General features: G+C 64.0%; 15 protein-coding genes. 8 read left to right on the forward strand and 7 right to left on the reverse strand.

From position 1 onward, the window contains the following. Positions 1-4: 4 nt before the first annotated feature. Complete coding sequence (locus ACO08C_RS11845) at positions 5-520, reverse strand: DciA family protein (protein ID WP_421785851.1); 516 nt, start codon at positions 518-520, stop codon at positions 5-7. A 47-nt stretch (positions 521-567) separates the two neighbouring features. Here ACO08C_RS11845 and mutY point away from each other — a divergent pair, with 47 nt between their 5' ends. Then, a complete protein-coding gene (gene mutY, locus ACO08C_RS11850) occupies positions 568-1,635 on the forward strand; it encodes an A/G-specific adenine glycosylase (protein WP_421785853.1) in 1,068 nt (355 codons plus the stop codon). Between the two features lie 22 nt (positions 1,636-1,657). On the opposite strand, the gene ACO08C_RS11855 is transcribed toward mutY, so the two are convergent. The 5 genes from ACO08C_RS11855 to ACO08C_RS11875 form a co-directional block, all read right to left on the reverse strand. Continuing rightward, entirely contained in the window at positions 1,658-2,743 is a 1,086-nt protein-coding gene (locus ACO08C_RS11855) for a diaminopropionate ammonia-lyase (RefSeq protein ID WP_421785855.1), read from the reverse strand. A 63-nt stretch (positions 2,744-2,806) separates the two neighbouring features. Then, positions 2,807-3,835, reverse strand: a complete 1,029-nt coding sequence (locus tag ACO08C_RS11860; protein WP_421788714.1) for a site-specific DNA-methyltransferase — start codon at positions 3,833-3,835, stop codon at positions 2,807-2,809. A gap of 119 nt (positions 3,836-3,954) precedes the next feature. After that, positions 3,955-4,563 (reverse strand): ribonuclease HII, encoded by a 609-nt coding sequence (locus ACO08C_RS11865; RefSeq protein WP_421785856.1) that lies wholly within the window; start codon positions 4,561-4,563, stop codon positions 3,955-3,957. Positions 4,564-4,821: 258 nt separating this feature from the next. Next, positions 4,822-5,955 carry a PA0069 family radical SAM protein gene (locus tag ACO08C_RS11870; RefSeq protein ID WP_421785858.1) on the reverse strand — a complete coding sequence of 378 codons (1,134 nt, stop codon included), beginning with the start codon at positions 5,953-5,955 and terminating at the stop codon, positions 4,822-4,824. Positions 5,956-6,645: 690 nt separating this feature from the next. Then, on the reverse strand, positions 6,646-7,470 hold the full coding sequence (locus ACO08C_RS11875) for a uracil-DNA glycosylase (protein ID WP_421785859.1): 825 nt from the start codon (positions 7,468-7,470) through the stop codon (positions 6,646-6,648). A gap of 110 nt (positions 7,471-7,580) precedes the next feature. Between ACO08C_RS11875 and ACO08C_RS11880 the strand changes: the two genes are divergently transcribed. Genes ACO08C_RS11880 through ACO08C_RS11895 form a run of 4 tightly spaced genes read left to right on the forward strand, consistent with a single transcriptional unit; the run spans position 7,581 to position 12,896 of the window. Further along, positions 7,581-9,251, forward strand: a complete 1,671-nt coding sequence (locus ACO08C_RS11880; RefSeq protein ID WP_421785861.1) for an electron transfer flavoprotein-ubiquinone oxidoreductase — start codon at positions 7,581-7,583, stop codon at positions 9,249-9,251. A 47-nt stretch (positions 9,252-9,298) separates the two neighbouring features. After that, the gene (locus tag ACO08C_RS11885; RefSeq protein ID WP_421785863.1) at positions 9,299-11,020 is read left to right on the forward strand and encodes a tetratricopeptide repeat protein; all 1,722 of its coding nucleotides are present in this window, start codon (positions 9,299-9,301) and stop codon (positions 11,018-11,020) included. Positions 11,021-11,061: 41 nt separating this feature from the next. After that, positions 11,062-11,898, forward strand: a complete 837-nt coding sequence (locus tag ACO08C_RS11890) for a 4-(cytidine 5'-diphospho)-2-C-methyl-D-erythritol kinase (protein WP_421788715.1) — start codon at positions 11,062-11,064, stop codon at positions 11,896-11,898. After that, entirely contained in the window at positions 11,895-12,896 is a 1,002-nt protein-coding gene (locus ACO08C_RS11895) for a hypothetical protein (protein ID WP_421785865.1), read from the forward strand. Before ACO08C_RS11890 ends, ACO08C_RS11895 begins: the two co-directional genes overlap by 4 nt. On the opposite strand, the gene ACO08C_RS11900 is transcribed toward ACO08C_RS11895, so the two are convergent. Beyond that, positions 12,897-13,937, reverse strand: a complete 1,041-nt coding sequence (locus tag ACO08C_RS11900; protein WP_421785866.1) for a polyprenyl synthetase family protein — start codon at positions 13,935-13,937, stop codon at positions 12,897-12,899. Positions 13,938-14,062: 125 nt separating this feature from the next. On the opposite strand from ACO08C_RS11900, the gene ACO08C_RS11905 reads away from it, so the two are divergent. The 3 genes from ACO08C_RS11905 (at position 14,063) to ACO08C_RS11915 (ending at position 16,805) form a co-directional block, all read left to right on the forward strand. After that, positions 14,063-14,284, forward strand: coding sequence for a DUF2007 domain-containing protein (locus ACO08C_RS11905; RefSeq protein WP_421785868.1), 222 nt, complete (start codon positions 14,063-14,065; stop codon positions 14,282-14,284). Further along, positions 14,277-15,005 (forward strand): tRNA1(Val) (adenine(37)-N6)-methyltransferase, encoded by a 729-nt coding sequence (locus ACO08C_RS11910; RefSeq protein WP_421785869.1) that lies wholly within the window; start codon positions 14,277-14,279, stop codon positions 15,003-15,005. The genes ACO08C_RS11905 and ACO08C_RS11910 overlap by 8 nt, the downstream gene beginning before the upstream one ends. Positions 15,006-15,929: 924 nt before the next feature. Further along, the gene (locus ACO08C_RS11915; protein WP_421785871.1) at positions 15,930-16,805 is read left to right on the forward strand and encodes a glycine--tRNA ligase subunit alpha; all 876 of its coding nucleotides are present in this window, start codon (positions 15,930-15,932) and stop codon (positions 16,803-16,805) included. Positions 16,806-16,976 lie beyond the last annotated feature (171 nt).

The following is a 16,976-nucleotide window of genomic DNA, read 5'->3' on the forward strand; positions in this document are numbered from 1 at the left end:
GATGTCAGTCTCCCGGTTCGCGGCGCCGTCGCGCCCGTTCGAAACGTTCCAATGCCGAAGATAGCCGCGCATCGGGATCAATCTCCACCTTTTCCTGCACGTCGCGCCGCAGTTCGCGGCTGACATTTGCGTGAGCCCGGCCCTGAAGCTGGGCGGGATCGCCCTGGCGAATACGGAGCTTCAACGGCGCGCGTTTCCCGGCGATCGTTTTCAAGCGTTCGAGAATGCGCGGTGCATCGGCTTCGATCAGCGTGCCGGCGGGACCTTTCGCCACGATGTAAAGCGTATCGCCGCGAATGGCGTCCGGCGCCGTCCAGCCGGCCAGACGTTCGCCGACAATGTCCGGCCAGTGTTCGGCGAGCCGCTCGGTTCCGGGGCCAAAGCGGTCCGAAAACCGCTTGAGAATCTTCCCGGCAGCCTGCCCGGCCGGAGGCGCGCCCTTGATCGCCGGACGGCCACGCCGGTCGCGCAAATAGCGTGCGGCAAGGGTTTCCAGCGAGGGCGGCGGCTTGTCGGTCATGCCAAACATCGTTGCCTGCCTGACATTCCAAGACAAGTTACACCATCATGACGGCCGACACAGAAATCCCGATCGGTGCGATGCGTTCCGCCTTGCTCGGCTGGTATGATGCGGAAGGGCGCAGCCTGCCTTGGCGGCTGCGTCCCGAAGACCGCGCAGCCGGACGCGTTGCCGACCCTTATGCCGTCTGGCTGTCCGAGATCATGTTGCAGCAGACCACGGTGCCGCACGCGACGCCTTACTATTTCAAATTTCTGGAGAAATGGCCGACGGTCCACGATCTGGCGCGTGCCGGCGAGGATGAGGTTTTCGCGGCCTGGGCGGGGCTGGGCTATTATGCGAGGGCGCGAAACCTGGTTGCCTGCGCAAGAGCCGTTTCGTCCGCAGGCGGTGAATTTCCGGCCGACGAAAAAGACCTGCTTGCCCTGCCGGGAATCGGGCCGTACACAGCGGCGGCGATCCGCGCGGCGGCCTTCGATCTGCCGGCCAGCGTCGTGGATGGCAATGTCGAGCGGGTGATCACGCGGCTGCGTGCCATGCCGAAGCCGGTCAAGGACAGCAAGCCGGAGATCAGGAAGGTTGCGGCGGCGCTCGCCGATCCGGACCGCCCCGGCGATTATGCGCAGGCGATCATGGATCTGGGCGCGACGGTGTGTACGCCGCGAAAGCCGGCCTGCGGAAATTGTCCGTGGTCGCGCTGGTGCCGCGCAAATCGCGAGGGCCAGCCGGAGTCTTATCCGGTCAAAGCGCCCAAGGCGGCCAAGCCGCACAAGCATGCGATCGGTTTCGCGGTCTATTGCGGCGACCGGATCTGGTTGCGCAAACGGCCGTCGAAGGGCTTGCTGGGCGGGATGCTGGAGGTTCCGTCGACCGGCTGGCGGCTGACATCCTGGGCCAAGTGGGAGGTGCATGAACACCTGCCATTCGAGGCCGACTGGACGGTCAAATCCGCGGTGGCACACGTCTTCACCCATTTCTCGCTGGACATGACAATGTGGCGCGCCGAGGCGCCGGACGGTTGGCTCCCTAATGCTGGCCAATTTTATGGCGTGGACGACATTCACGAACTTGCATTGCCAAGCCTGATGAAAAAGGCAGTGCTGGCCAGCCTTTAGCCGGCCGGTTCATTCAATTCCGTCATGGTCCGCGTCCTTCGGAAATCACCAACCAGACGACGCTTTCATCGGTCAGGCCACATGCCTGACGCGCGGCATCGTCCCGTGCGATTTTGTACAGTCCCGCAAAGGCAGCCGCCCCCGACGGGGTGGTGTCGAACCCGGCTTTGGCCAATGCCAGCACCGCGTCCTCGGCTTCCGCCGATGTCACGGTGAAGCAGGCGGTCGTCAATGGCTCAAGAATGTCCCAAGCGAGGCGGGAGGGCCGGTAGCATTCGAGCATTTCCATGGACCCGGCGCTGTCGTCCGGTACCGATATCATGCGACCGGTCTTGAAGCTCTCGAACAGGGCGGGCGCTTCCGCCGGCTCAACAATAAGGCAGGCCGGGCGCGGCGACAGGGTTTTCCAGCGGTCCATGCAGGCCGCGGCGAGGCCGCCAACGCCAGCATGCAAGACCGCATGGGTCGGCGGGCGCACGGTCTGGTCCATCATCTCGGAGGCCAGCAGTGTGTAGCCGTCCAGGACCCATTTCGGGACGGCGTCATCGGGATTTTCCGTGGTGTCGGCGACCAGCACCCAGCCCCGTTCGGCAGCCTGCCGTCCGGCCTCCGCCACGGCGTTATCGAAGACGCCGGGCACGACGGTCACATTAGCGCCCTTTTCTTTCAATCGCGCGATCCGGTAGTCCGGCACGCGCTGGTGCACGAAAATGTTCGCGGTTGCGCCGACCGCCCTGGCGCCCGCGGCAACCGACAGGCCGTGATTGCCATCGGTCGCGGCGGCAAAGACGCTTTTTGAGGCCAGGTCGCGAAATGCCCTGCGATGGAAATCGTCTGCGGTGAAGCGCCGCCCGGTACCGGTTTCGAACTTTTCGGCCAGATGCCGGATGATCGCATAGGCCCCGCCCAGCGATTTGAAACTGGTCAGGCCGAGGCGACGGGCTTCGTGCTTGATGACGAGTTGGCCAAGGCCCAGAGCGCGGGCGAGATCCGGGCGGTCGAGAGCGGGGGTCGGTTCGTAAAGCGGGCATTGCCGGATCAGGGCCGCCGCCGCTTCATGGTCGAGCTTGGCGGCCAACTTTGCATCGGCAGAAACGGTTCTCTTCACGAGCCAATCCATGCCGGCATTAAGGCACAGTTCGAATGACTGTCGATGAGGAAACCGGCTGCGTCAGGCGTCCATCGCCGCGCGGATTTCCGCACGCAGCGCATCGATCGGCATCAGCGAGCCCTTCTTGCGGACATGCCAGAAGGTCCAGCCATTGCAGGAGGGGGCGTTCTGGATCTCGGCGCCGACCTTGTGTATGGAGCCCTCGATGCGGCCGGCGATGATCGAGCCGTCGGCGCGGACGCGGGCGGTGCGTTTGCCCTTGGCGTCGTAGAGCATGTCGCCGGGCTTCACCATGCCGTTCTCGACCAGATTGCCGAAGGGCACGCGCGGCTCGGCGCGCTTCGACTTGGTGACGGCGAGTGACTGGTCGGCCGCGGGGCGGATCGCTTCCAGGCGATCGGTGGCGACTTTCACATAATCGTCCTCGCGCTCGATGCCGATATAGTTGCGGCCCAGCCGCTTGGCCGCCGCGCCGGTCGTGCCGGTGCCGAAGAACGGGTCGAGCACGATGTCGCCCGGATCGGACGTCGCGAGCAGGACCCGGTGCAGCAAGGCTTCGGGTTTTTGTGTCGGATGCGCCTTCTTGCCGTCACTGGCCTTGATGCGTTCGGCGCCGGAACAGATCGGCAGCACCCAGTCGGAGCGCATCTGCACGCCATCGTTCAGCGCTTTCATGGCGGCATAGTTGAAAGTCGGCCTGGCCTCCTTGGTCTTGGCGGCCCAAATCAGGGTCTCGTGCGCATTGGTAAAGCGCGTGCCCTTGAAATTCGGCATCGGGTTGGACTTGCGCCAGATCACGTCATTCATGATCCAGAAGCCCATGTCTTGGAGGAAGGCGCCGAGCCGGAAAATATTGTGATAGGCGCCCATCACCCAGATCGCGCCATTGGGTTTCAGGATGCGGCGCGCCTCTTCCATCCAGGCACAGGAGAAGAGGTCGTAATCATCATGATCGCCGATCTGGTCCCATTCCGCGTCGACCGCGGAAACCTTTGAGTTATCAGGGCGATGCAGATCGCCGCCGAGCTGGAGATTATAGGGCGGATCGGCGAAGACGAGATCCACGCACTCGTCCGGCAGCGAACGCATGATGTCCACGCATTCGCCTTGCAGAATCTGGTTGACCGGCAGCTTGTCCCGCACCGCTTTACTCCACCCACTGAACCACCATAGCAGCCCAGACTCGCCGATGCAGCCCTAATGCCGGGTTAAACGAGTGTGGGCAGACGCATGGGCGAGAAGCTCATGCGGTGAATCGGGCAGGGGCCGTGTTCGGCGATGGCGTCGAGATGGGCGCGCGCGGCATAGCCCTTATGCCCCTCGAAACCATAGTGCGGGAAGCGCTCGGCGGCGCGGATCATCAGCGCATCGCGCACCGTCTTGGCGATGATGGAGGCAGCGGAAATCGCCGGATCGGTCGCATCGCCGCCGATGATGAAGCGCGCCGGGGCGGGCAGACCGTCCGGCGTGCGATTGCCATCGATGCGGAATTCTTGCGGGATCGTGCCGAGCTGGAGAGCCGCGCGGCGCATGGCGGTCATTGTCGCCTGCAGGATGTTGATCCGGTCGATCTCTTCCGGCTCGGCGAGGCCGACACCAACCAGCGCGGTCTCGCGGATTTGCGTTGCGAGGGCGAGCCGGCGCTTCTCCGTCAATTGCTTGGAATCGTTCAAGCCCTCTATCGGCTCACGCAGGATAACCGCCGCCGCCACGACAGGTCCGGCGAGCGGGCCGCGGCCGGCCTCGTCAATGCCGGCGATGGTGTGGTGCGGGTTCACGTTGCCTCCGGGTCCCTCGGACTTGATCCGAGGGTCCATCTTCTTTGATTGATGGATGCCCGGGTCAAGCCCGGGCACCCCGGGTTGATTAGTCAAGCGGAATTGCTTTCATGACAGGCTTTGCTGATTGCTGTTGGTACCAAAACCCTGCGAGCAGACATGGTTTTCCTCCCCTGTTTACGGGGGAGGTGCCGAGCGAATGCGAGGCGGAGGGGGCAGCGCAGCGTCTGCCCCCCTCGTCCCTTCGGGACACTCCCCCCGTGAACGGGGGGAGAAAACGCGTGCAATGGAAATTGTCTAAAACAAACTCCCCTGATGGCCGCGGGCCAGCGGGCGTTCGAACAGATCGCAGCGCAAGCCCGGGCCCTTGGTTTTCAGCCCGTAGCGCTCGATCGCCTTGCGGAAGCGGCTGGCGAGCAGGCGCGCATAGGGGCCGTCACCGCGCTGGCGTTTTCCATAGGCTGAATCATATTCCTCCCCGCCGCGGGTCTGGCGCACCAGCGACATGACATGCGAGGCCGCATCGGGCCGCGTGGTGGCGAGCCATTCCTTGAACAGGCCCTTGATCTCCATGGGCAGGCGAAGGAGCACATAGCCGGCCGAGACGGCACCCGCTTCGGCGGCGGCCTGCAATATCGCTTCCAGCTCGCGGTCATTGAGTGCTGGGATCATCGGGGCGGCCATGACCGTGACCGGCACGCCCGCTTCGGTCAGTTGTTTCACCGCGTCGAGGCGGCGCGTCGGGGTGGCGGCGCGCGGTTCCATGTCGCGCGCCAGGCGGCGGTCCAGCGTGGTGATGGAGATGGCCGCGCGGAACAGGCCCTTCTTCGCCAACGGTCCGATGATATCGAGATCGCGCAGGATCAGGGCCGACTTGGTGATGACGCTGACCGGATGGCTGAACGCGGAACAGACTTTCAAAAGATCGCGGGTGATCTCCTCGGTGCGCTCGACGGGCTGGTAGCAATCGGTATTGGCGCCAATGACGATCGGTTCCGGCCGGTAATGGCGATCCAAAAAGGTGCGTTCGAGCAGCTTTGCGGCGTCCGGCTTCTTGAAGATGACGCTCTCGAAATCGAGCCCCGGCGAATAACCCCAATAGGCATGGCTGGGCCGCGCATAACAGTAGACGCAGCCATGCTCGCAACCGCGATAGGGATTGATCGACAGGTTGAAGGAAATGTCCGGCGAATGATTGCGGGTGACGATGGAGCGCGAACTGTCGATCAGCGTCGTTGTGCGCAGCTGCTTTGGCGGCGGATCGGTATCGCGCCAGCCATCGTCGAACGGCTCATAGGCCTTGTCCTCGAAGCGGTTGGAGCGGTTCGAGCGGGCGCCGCGGCCGCGCGGCTGCAGCGGCGCGGGCAACGGGTCACCGACGAGATCCGTTTGGACATTGATGCAGGGCGGGGTGCGTGGGGCTTTGGACATGTTCAGGATTATGTTCCTAAGATGGGAACATAGCAAGAACGCCATCATGGCGGGTTCAGTTTCGCTCTCCTCCCACGTTCACGGGGGAGGTGTCAGCGAAGCTGACAGAGGGGGCATGGCCCCCTCGGTCCGGAGCCTGTCCTTGGGCCGACCTGTGGTCGGACCCGTGGGGACCACTCCCCCCGCAGGCGGGGGGAGAAAACGTTTGAAGGATTGGCGCCCGCAAAGCGCGACTGCGCGCCCGCAGCGCGTCCGGCTTGGCCGGACAAAGCGAGGAGTGACGGCCCGGATGGGCCGGAGCATCAAGAAATCGCCTTTCACGCCTTGCCGGGATTGTTTTCGGCGCCGGGTTTTCAGGTCAAGGGCGCGAGAGCGCTGCTTCGCGGTTTTACCCTTGAGCTGAAAACACGGCGCGAAAGACTGGCCGGCATGGATTGCAGGGCGGGGTCAGCCTGGCTTCCTCTCCCCTTGATGGGGAGGGAAGACGGCGTAGCCGTCAGGGTGGGGTGAAAGTCTCGCGCGTCGCTAGAAATCCCCCCGGGATGACGAGGGTTCATGGTTTTCAGCATCCGTCTTCCTCCGGCTTGACCGGAGGATCTCAATGTCCAAAGCGCTCCATGATCGAGGCCCTCCGGTCCCCCGCTTTCGCGGGGGCAGGCACGCCGGAGGGAGACGATCAGCGTTTGAACATCACCCCCCCTCCGCCTTCTTCACCACTTCCAGCCAGTCGCGCCAGGCGCGGGCTTTTTCCTGCGGGCGGCGGAGCAGGAAGGCGGGGTGGAAGAGCGGCATGGCGGGGATGTGATCGCCGGGTTCGCCGTCGGCGTCCTTGAACCGGTATTCCGCCCAGCGGCCGCGCAGCTTCATGATGCCGGTCGCGGCCCGTAACAGCGCCTGCGCCGATACGCCGCCGGCGAAAACGAGCACTTTCGGTTCCGCCAGCGCAATGTGGCGCTCGATCAGCGGCAGGCAGATGGCGATTTCCTCGGTCGAGGGCGAGCGGTTGCCCGGCGGCCGCCAGTTGAGAATGTTGGAGATGTAGACATCGGTTTCCGGGTCGAGGCCGGACGCGCGGATCATGCGGTCGAGCAATTGCCCGGACCGGCCGACGAAAGGCTTGCCCTGCTCGTCCTCGTCGCGGCCCGGGGCTTCGCCGACAATCATGATGGCCGAACCGGGATTGCCGCGGGCAAAGACCGTGTTGCGCGCTGTGCGCTTCAGCGGGCAGCCGTCGAAGGCCTCGATCGCGGCCTCCAATTCGTCGAGTGAATTGGCACCGGCGACCGCCTTCCGCGCATCGGCCGGGTCGCTCTCGGCCTGGCCGAAGCCAGCCGCCCGCGCGGCTTGCGGCGTTGCGATAGCCGGCGGGTCGGGCTGGCGCAGCGGGTCGGATGGTTTCGGCGCCGGAGCTGCCCTTTTGCGCTGTGGCGGCAGCGGCTCGGCCTCGATTCCCATATCGTCCCACCATTGGGTCAGGGCTTTGTGCGCCTCGGTCCTCGGATCGGTGGATGGCATCGATAAGCCTCTGGATGACGCGGCGTAAGCGCCCTAGCTGAACCTTGAGAGCTAAGCTAAGACAGAAGCCGCGAAAAGCGAAAGTGCGCGGGACAAGGGAGCCATCAGGAATGTCAGACGAAATGCAGCGCGAGTCGATGGAATATGACGTCATCATCGTCGGTGCCGGCCCGGCGGGGCTGGCGGCCTCGATCCGGCTGAAACAGCTCGCTGCCGAAGCGGGCTCGGACATTTCCGTGGCGGTTCTGGAAAAAGGCGGCGAGGTCGGCGCGCATATTCTCTCCGGCGTTGTCGTCGATCCCAAGGCGCTGAACGAGCTGATTCCGGACTGGAAAAAGCAGGGCTGTCCGCTGGAGACCGAGGTCGAGGACGACATCTTCCTGGCGCTGTCCGAGCAATCGAGCTTCCGCTTCCCGAATTTCGCCTTCCCGCCTTTCATGTCGAATCATGGCTGCTATACGGGCTCGCTGGGCGCGGTCTGTAAATGGCTGGGCGAACAAGCCGAGGCGCTGGGTGTTGAGATTTATCCGGGTTTCCCTGCGGCGGATTTCATTGAGGAAAACGGCGCCATCAAGGGCGTGGTGACCGGCGATTTCGGTGTGGCCCGCGATGGCAGTCAGAAAGACGGCTACCAGCCCGGCATGGAATTGCGCGGCAAATACACGCTGATCGGCGAGGGCGCGCGGGGGTCTGTCGCCAAAAAGCTGATCGGCCGGTTTGATCTCGATGCCGACAGCGAGCCGCAGAAATACGGGATCGGCCTCAAGGAGCTCTGGCGTGTGAAGCCGGAGAAGCACAAGCCGGGCACGGTTCAACACACGATGGGCTGGCCGCTCGACAATAATACCGGCGGCGGCAGCTTCCTCTATCACTGGGGCGACAATCTCGTCTCGGTCGGATTCGTTGTGCACCTGAATTACAGGAATCCCTACATCGCGCCCTTCGAGGAATTCCAGCGGATGAAAACGCATCCGCAGATCCGCGATCTGTTCGATGGAGGCGAGCGCCTGTCATACGGCGCGCGGGCGATTACCGAGGGGGGCTATCAATCGGTGCCGAAGTTGACCTTCCCGGGGGGCGCGCTGATCGGTTGTTCCGCCGGTTTCGTGAATGTGCCGCGGATCAAGGGTAGCCATAATGCGATGAAGACCGGCATGCTGGCCGCGGAAAGCGTGTTCGCGGCCGTGCAGTCCGGCCGTGAAGGCGACGAGCTGACCGAATACCAGACCGCGTACGAAAATTCCTGGGTCGCCAAGGACCTCAAACTGGTGCGCAATGTCAAACCGCTCTGGTCGAAATTCGGGACGTTCTTCGGTGTGATGCTGGGCGGCATCGAAATGTGGATGAACGCCATTTTCGGCGGCTTCTCGCTGTTCGGCACCATGAAGCACGGCAAATCCGATGCCGAGACGCTTGAGCCCGCCGACAAGCACAAGAAGATCGACTATCCCAAGCCGGATGGCGTGTTGACGTTCGACAAGCTCTCCTCGGTGTTCATCTCGAATACCAATCACGAAGAGGACCAGCCGGTCCATCTCAAGGTAAAGGATCTCGACCTTCAGAAAGCCAGCGAATGGGAAGTCTATGCGGGCCCCTCAAGCCGTTACTGTCCGGCCGGCGTGTATGAATGGGTCGAGGACGAGGCCAGCGGCGAGCAGCGCTTCGTGATCAATGCGCAGAACTGCGTTCACTGCAAAACCTGCGACATCAAGGACCCCAACCAGAACATCAACTGGACAGTGCCGGAAGGCGGGCAGGGACCGATTTACTCGAACATGTAGCGGTTGAGTCCGCTTGTCCGGGGCGACAACAGGCGTAGGCTGACGTCATGACCTACCGAAACGCCTTCATTGCACTGGCTGCGCTGGTCGTCGGAGCTTGCCAGACGACTGTCAACGGCCCGGCCGGTGTGCAGGTCAGCGATGAGGATCCGGGACCGTCGGCCTATGGCGCCTTTCTGGCCGGCCGGTTTGCCGGCACATCGCGCGATGCCGATGGCGCGGCGGACTATTATGCAACAGCCTGGGAACTCAATCGCAACAGCGCCATCCTGGCAGAACGGACCTTCCTGTCTTCCGTGCTCTCGGGCGATGTCGCCCGCGCAGTTGAATCCGGCCGCGTGTCCGCCGAGGCGGGCGATGAAACACGGCTTGCCGGGCTTTACCTGGCGGCAGATGCGATCGCCCGGGGAAATTATGCCGAGGCGGAATCCCGCCTTGCGACCGAGCAGCTTGGCCCCTTCAACGAGTTTATCGCCGATCTGTTGCGCGACTGGGCCCATGCCGGTCAGGGCGATGTCGCCAGCGCGCTGGAGCGAGCGCGCACGACTTCCGTGCCCGGATACGCCGCCGCCTATCTGACGCTGCAACGTGCGCTGCTGGCCGATTATGCCGGGCAAAGCACCGCCGCTGACGCGGCTTACCAGGCAGCCGTGAGCGATAGTCCTTTCACGCGGATCACGATCGCGCTTTACGGGGAATTTCTGTTGCGCCAGCGCCGCCGCGATGACGCCATCGCGCTGTTCGACGGCTATCTGCGCCAGCAACCGCTTGAACGCAGCATTACCGAAATGCGGCGGGTCGCGGCCGAAACCCGCCGGATTCCGCCGCGTCCTACCGTCAGCGAATTTGCGGCCCGCGCCTTGTTCGGCCCGTCCGCGGCCCTCGCCTCGCAGGCCGACATCGATCTGTCGGTCGTCTATCTGCGGATGACGCAGAGGCTGGATGACGACTATGCGCCGAGCATTGTCCTGCTGGCGGGTTCTCTGGAGCGCAATGGCATGATCGAGGCGGCGATCGAGACCTATGACGCTGTGCCGGACGGTCCGTTCGAATTGCCAGCCCGCATCGACCGTATCTGGCTGCAGGCCCAGCAAGGCGAAGTCGAGCCTGCCCTTGAGGAAGCCCGGCGCTTGTACCACCGTCACGACGCCGTTGAAGCCCAGCTGGTCTATGCGGATCTGCTCCGCGCATCCGGCGAATATGCGCAAGCGGCGGAAATCTATTCTCAAGCCCTCGCCACCCGCGAAGCGCAGGGCATGATCCCCGACTGGAGATATTATTATTTCCGGGCCATCAGCTATGAGCAGACGGACCGCTGGGCGCTGGCGGAAGCCGATTTCCGTTCGGCGCTGGAAATCTCGCCGAACGAAGCCGAAGTGCTCAACTATCTCGGCTACATGTGGGTGATCCGCGGCGAAAACATCGCGGAAGCCTTTGAAATGATCGAACGCGCCGCGGAGCTCTCGCCCGAGCAGGGGCATATTCTCGATAGTCTTGGCTGGGCGCATTATGTGCGCGGGAATTACGATCAGGCGGTCTTCTATCTGGAACAGGCCGTTGAATATTCGCCGGAAGCGCCGACCATCAATTACCATCTCGGGGATGCCTATTGGCAGGTCGGCCGTCAGCTGGAAGCCCGGTTCCAATGGGAGCGCGCGCTGACGCTGGATCCCGATGAGGACGAGCGCGTCGGTCTGATGGCGCGGCTGGCCGGGGCAGAACCGGAGACGCCGGCCACCCAGTTTGCCGACGCGGCCGAGACGCGTTGATCACCGAGCTTGCGCCCGCGAAAGTGAATTTGACCTTGCGCGTGGGTGCCCTGCGCGCCGACGGTTTCCACCCTGTCGATTCCGTTGTCGTGTTTGCCGATTGGGGCGACCGGCTGACTGCCGAAGCGGCGGACGAGCTCATGTTGAGCGTCGAGGGGCCGGCCGCGGCCGAGGTGCCGGCCAATGCCGACAATCTGGTGATTCGCGCGGTTAAGGCGCTGGCGACAGCCGCCGGGCGCAAACCTGCCGGGCGGATCGGGCTGACCAAGCACATTCCGGCCGGCGCGGGTCTGGGCGGCGGATCGGCGGATGCGGCGGCTGCGCTGCGCGCGTTCAACCGGTTCTGGGAGCTGGACTGGCCGCTGGACATGCTGGCCGGTATCGGGGCGGAAATCGGCTCGGACGTGCCCGCCTGCGTGTGGTCGCGGCCCTTGCGGATGACCGGGCGCGGCGAACGGATCCGCCTGATTGAGGGCTGGCCTGGATTTCCGGCCTTGCTTGTCAATCCGGGCGTCAGCGTCGCGACCGGTCCGGTGTTTGAGGCGTTCGATGCACAGGAGGGCGGGACCGGTCCGGCCTTCCGGCCATCGCCAGGCCTCGACCGCGAGAGCGTGCTCGCCGCGCTTGAGGCAGCGTCCAATGATCTGACGGCGGCGGCGTGCCAGACAGCGCCGGTGATCCGTGAGGTGTTGGGCGCGCTGAATGGCCTGAACGGTGTCCGGCTGGTCAGAATGTCCGGCTCCGGCGCGACCTGTTTTGCGCTTTTCGACACTATGGCGGCGCGCGATCTTGCCGCGGCTCATTTGCGGGCCGGCCATCCCGGCTGGCACGTTTTTTCGGTTGCGCTGCAGGGCGATCCGTCCATAACGCCAACATGATTTCCGGCCTGTTCATCGCGGCTTTCCTGACATCGGTCGGCCTCTGCTGGCTGGTGCGGCAGGCCGGCATTCTCGATCATCCCAATGCGCGGTCCAGCCACAGCCGGCCGACGCCGCGCGGTGGCGGGCTCGGCCTGCTGGCGGCGCTCGGGATCGGGCTGTCGCCGATCTTTTTCCCGGAGTTCGGCTTGTCCGCCGCCGCCATTGCGGTCGCAGCGCTCGGCTTCGGCCTGCTCGGACTGGCCGACGACCTCCTGGCGCTGGGTACGCTGTTGAAATTCGCGATCATCTTGGTGCTCGGGGCGGTCATCACCTGGCTGACAGGACCGGTGGCGGCGATCGCGGTCAGCTCGTCGACCGGCCTCGCGCTGCCTTATGCGGTGGGTTTTGCCGGTTCGGTCTTGTGGATTTTCACGGTCTCTAACGCGGCCAACTTCATGGACGGTTCGGACGGGCTGACGATTGCCAACTTCCTGCCGGCCAGCCTGGTTTTGCTGGTGACGGGCGAGGGGGCTATCGCGCTCACCGGGCTCGGCCTGGCGGCCGGATTGATGGGCTTTGCGGTGTTTAACGTGCCGCGCGCGTCTTTGTTTTTCGGCGATGTCGGATCGCTGGCGCTGGGCGCGATCTTCGCGGCAACCGCGCTGTCAGCGATCTCGGGCGGGCTCGACGTGTGGATCTATCCGCTGCTGGTCCTGCCGGTCCTGGCTGACGTCCTGCTGACACTGGTGGGCAAGATCCGCAACCGGATCGGCTTCCTGGCGCCGCACCGCACACATGCCTATCAGTTGTTGATCCGCATGGGTTGGCCGCACTGGCAAGTGGCGCTGGCCTATCTCGGCCTGTCGTCTGTGTGCGCGGGGCTGGCCATCCTGGCCGGACCCGTCGGCGGCCTGAATGCGTTTGCGGCGTTCTGGGGAGCGGTCGCCGGGCTTAGCGCCCTGCATGCCTATGTGCGGCATCTGGCGCGGCGTGCGGGGATCGACCTCGCCGCCTGATCAGCTGGCGCGGCGGACCACGAAATCGGCCAGGTCCGCGAGGGCGGCCTTCCATTCATTATCCGGGAAAGCGTCCAGGGCCCGCTTGGCGATGCGCGATTTCTCGCGCGCCATGTCCAGCGTCGCATCCAGCGCTTCGTGCCGGTCCAGCAGCTCTATCGCCATGTCGAAATCGCTGTCGTCCTGATCGCCGTCGGTCATCACCCGCGACCAGAAGCGTTTTTCGCGCTCATCGCCATGCTGAAGCGCAATCACGACGGGCAGGGTAATCTTGCCTTCGCGGAAATCGTCACCGGTATTCTTGCCCAGCGCCTTGGCCAGGCCGCCATAGTCGAGCGCATCATCGACCAGCTGGAAGGCGAGGCCGAGCTCGCGGCCATAGGTGTCGAGCGCCGTGATCTCGTTCTGCGGGCGATCGGCAACGATGGCCGAAACCTCCGCAGCGGACGCGAATAGCGCGGCCGTCTTGGCCTCGATGATCTCCATGTAGGAGCCGATCGAGGCGGCGATATCGCCCTTGGCGGCGAGCTGGCGGACTTCGCCCTCGGCAATGATGCTGGAAGCGCGCGACAGTGAGTGCAATGCGGGCATGGAGCCGGCATCGACCATCAGCATGAAGGCGCGGGCAAACAGGAAATCGCCGACCAGCACGCTGGGCGCATTGCCCCAGACCAAATTGGCGGGCTTCTTGCCGCGGCGCAGATCGCTTTCATCGACCACATCGTCGTGCAGAAGCGTCGCGGTGTGGATGAATTCGACAGCGGCGGCCAGTTTGAGATGCGCGTCGCCGCGATAACCGATCATGTTGGCGGCAGCGATCGTGACCAGCGGGCGCACCCGCTTGCCGCCGGCCTCGACAAGATATTTCGCCAGCTTGGGAATCAACGGCACCGGGCTGCCCATACGCTCCAGGATGATCGCGTTGACAGCGGTCATCTCGCCCGATGCGAGGTGGGCCAGTTTCTCGGCGGCATTGGGTTCTGACGCGACCGCTTCGCCTGCGCTTTTAAGCGCGCGGTTGGCAATGGCGCTGATATCCAAGACGGTATCCTCTGACAGCCCGTGTCACTCAAAGTCTTGAGGGACAATAGAAACGCGTCGAGAGTGCTGCAAGCTGGGAGCGCTGCGCCGATCGTCGCAGGACACATAGCGGAAAGGCCATAGCCATGATCGAGGTGTTTCGGACCAATGATCCGGTGCAGCTGAGTTTCGCGGAGAATGTGCTGCGCGAGGCCGGCATTGAGCCGATCACGCTGGATGGCGAGACCGCCGGTGTATATGGCGGCGCGCTGCCCTTCATCAAGCGGCGCATCATGGTGATCGACGAGGACGCGCATCTGGCGCGCACGGCGCTGGAAACGGCGTTCAAAGAGCTGCCGGATGGCTGAGAGCGTCACGCTGCTGGACGGCCAGGTGATCGCGGATCAGCCGGCCTCCGGTTTCCGGTCCGGGCTCGACGCGGTGCTGCTGGGCGCCTCGATCAAGTTGAAGCCGGACGAATTTGCCATCGAGATGGGGTGCGCTGCCGGCGCCGCCATGCTTGTGGCTGCGCACCACAATCCAGCGGCCCGCTTTACAGGTATCGATGCGGATGAGGCGCTCATCGACCTCGCAGAGGCCAATATTGTGGCCAATGGCTGGGGCGGGCGGATGCGCGCCGTGTGCCGGGATATCGCCGCGCCGGACGATCCGGAGCCGGCCGATCAGGTCTTCTTCAATCCGCCTTTCTATGACGATGAAACGGCGCTGAAAGCGCCCGCGGAGGGCAAGCGCGCAGCGTTCCTTTCGTCGGGCACACCCTTGCCGGACTGGATCGGACAGGCCCACAAACGGCTCAAATCCAAGGGCAGGCTGACGCTGATCCACCGCGCCGACCGGCTGGCAGATATTCTGTCCGCAATGGGCAGCCGGTTTGGCGATCTGGCGATCAAGCCGGTCGCGCCCTATGCCGGCAAACCGGCGAAGCGGGTGCTGGTTTCAGGCCGCAAAGGCACAAAAGGGCCATTTACCCTCCTGCCGCCGCTGGTGCTGCATGACGGGCCGGATCGTAAATATGCCCCCGAGGCCGAGGCCATTCTGCGCGGCCGGGCACGGGTGGTGATGGGGTGATTTTCACACACATATCGTCTCCCTATGGCTTGCCTGCCCCCGCGAAAGCGGGGGACCGGAGGGCCTCTTTGTGCGGGGCTCGATGAGCCGAGATCCTCCGGTTAAACCGGAGGAAGACGGGGGGTTGTGGTTTTCGGTGCTGTGATTTTCCCCTCCCCTTGATGGGGAGGGTCGGCGATCCGTCAGGATCGGCGGGGTGGGGTGATCAAATTCGCCGCGATGCCCCCACCCCTACCCCTCCCCACACGGGGGGAGGGGAAAGTGTTGGCGACGTTGATGAGAATGAGCCGGAGCCATCGGCCCAAATCCGGCGAGTTCGATTCGGTTGCCCGCGAACACAGATGGCCTTTCATCCCTTGCCGGGATTTTTTCGGCGCCGGGTTGTCAGGTCAAGGGCGCATGAGCGCCGCTTCGCGGTTTCACCCTTGAGCTGAAAACCCGGTGCGAAAGACTGACCGGCAGGACATGTAAGGCGGGATCCAGTTGCGCCCCCGATGCTCAACGCACTTCGAGAAAACTCAAACTTCGTCTCCCTCCGGCTTGCCTGCCCGCGCGAAAGCGGGGGACCGGAGGGCCTCTTTGTCCGGCGCTCAATGATCGAGATCCTCCGGTTAAACCGGAGGAAGGCGAAATACAAAACGATAAACCCTCGTCATCCCGGGGCGCGCCGCTTGTCCCCGCGAAAGCGGGGATGGCGCGAACCCGGGACCCATGCCGTCAATTTGACGGTCCGGAATGGGTCCCGGATCAGGCTCCGCCTGTCTCCCCGCTGTTGCGGGGACAGGCGCGATGACGAAGGAGATTGTTTTCCTCCCCACACAGGGGAGAACATCACCGCCATCCTGGCTTGATCGCGCCGCTGCGCTTTTCTAGTGTCCGCGCGGATTTTCAAGGGGCGGTTCGCGCTCCGGGACCGGACATTCCATGACCGAGAAAAAAGCGCCTTCCTTCCAGGAATTGATTCTGACGCTACAGCGCTATTGGGGCGAGCAGGGCTGCGCGATTTTGCAGCCCTATGATGTGGAAGTGGGCGCCGGCACGCTGCACCCGGCGACGACGTTGCGCTCGCTGGGTCCGAAGCCGTGGGATGCCGCCTATGTCCAGCCTTCGCGGCGGCCGGCCGACGGGCGCTATGGCGAGAACCCGAACCGGCTGCAGCATTATTACCAGTTCCAGGTTTTGCTGAAGCCGTGCCCATTCAATCTGCAGGAGCTCTATCTCGGTTCGCTGGATGCGATCGGAATCGACCGCAAACTGCACGATGTGCGCTTTGTCGAGGATGACTGGGAGAATCCGACCGTCGGGGCCTGGGGGCTGGGCTGGGAAGTCTGGTGCGACGGGATGGAAGTTTCGCAGTTCACTTATTTCCAGCAGGTTGGCGGGCTGGATGTCGATCTGGTCTCCGGCGAGCTCACCTACGGGCTGGAACGCCTGGCCATGTATGTGCAGGGTGTTGAAAACGTTTACGATCTCGATTTCAATGGCGCCGGCCTGAAATATGGCGACGTGTTCCAGGAAGCCGAGCGGCAATACTCCGCCTTCAATTTCGAGCATGCCGATGTCGACATGCTGATCCGGCAGTTCGCGGACGCCGAGGCCCAGTGCAAGGCGCTGCTGGCATTGGACAAACCCTTGCCGCTTCCGGCCTATGATTACTGCCTGAAAGCCTCGCACTTGTTCAACCTGGTCGATGCGCGCGGGGCGATCTCGGTGGCCGAACGCGCGAGCTGGATCGCGCGGGTGCGCGACCTTGCCAAGGGCTGCGCCGAGGCCTGGGTCTCGCAGGAGAAAGCGGCGTGAGCGATGTTGCCGATCTTTTCCTCCCCCGTTTACGGGGGAGGGGGACCGCGCAGCGGTGGAGGGGGGAGATGCCCCCCTCGTCCCTTCGGGACACTCCCCCCGTGAACGGGGGGAGAAACAGGTTTGCGTGTTTCACCCCTACCGGTCTCGCTTCGCTCGACCACCTCCCCC

Origin of the sequence: Hyphobacterium sp. (assembly GCF_965229905.1) — a bacterium.
In the GTDB taxonomy this organism is placed as follows: Bacteria; Pseudomonadota; Alphaproteobacteria; order Caulobacterales; family Maricaulaceae; genus Hyphobacterium.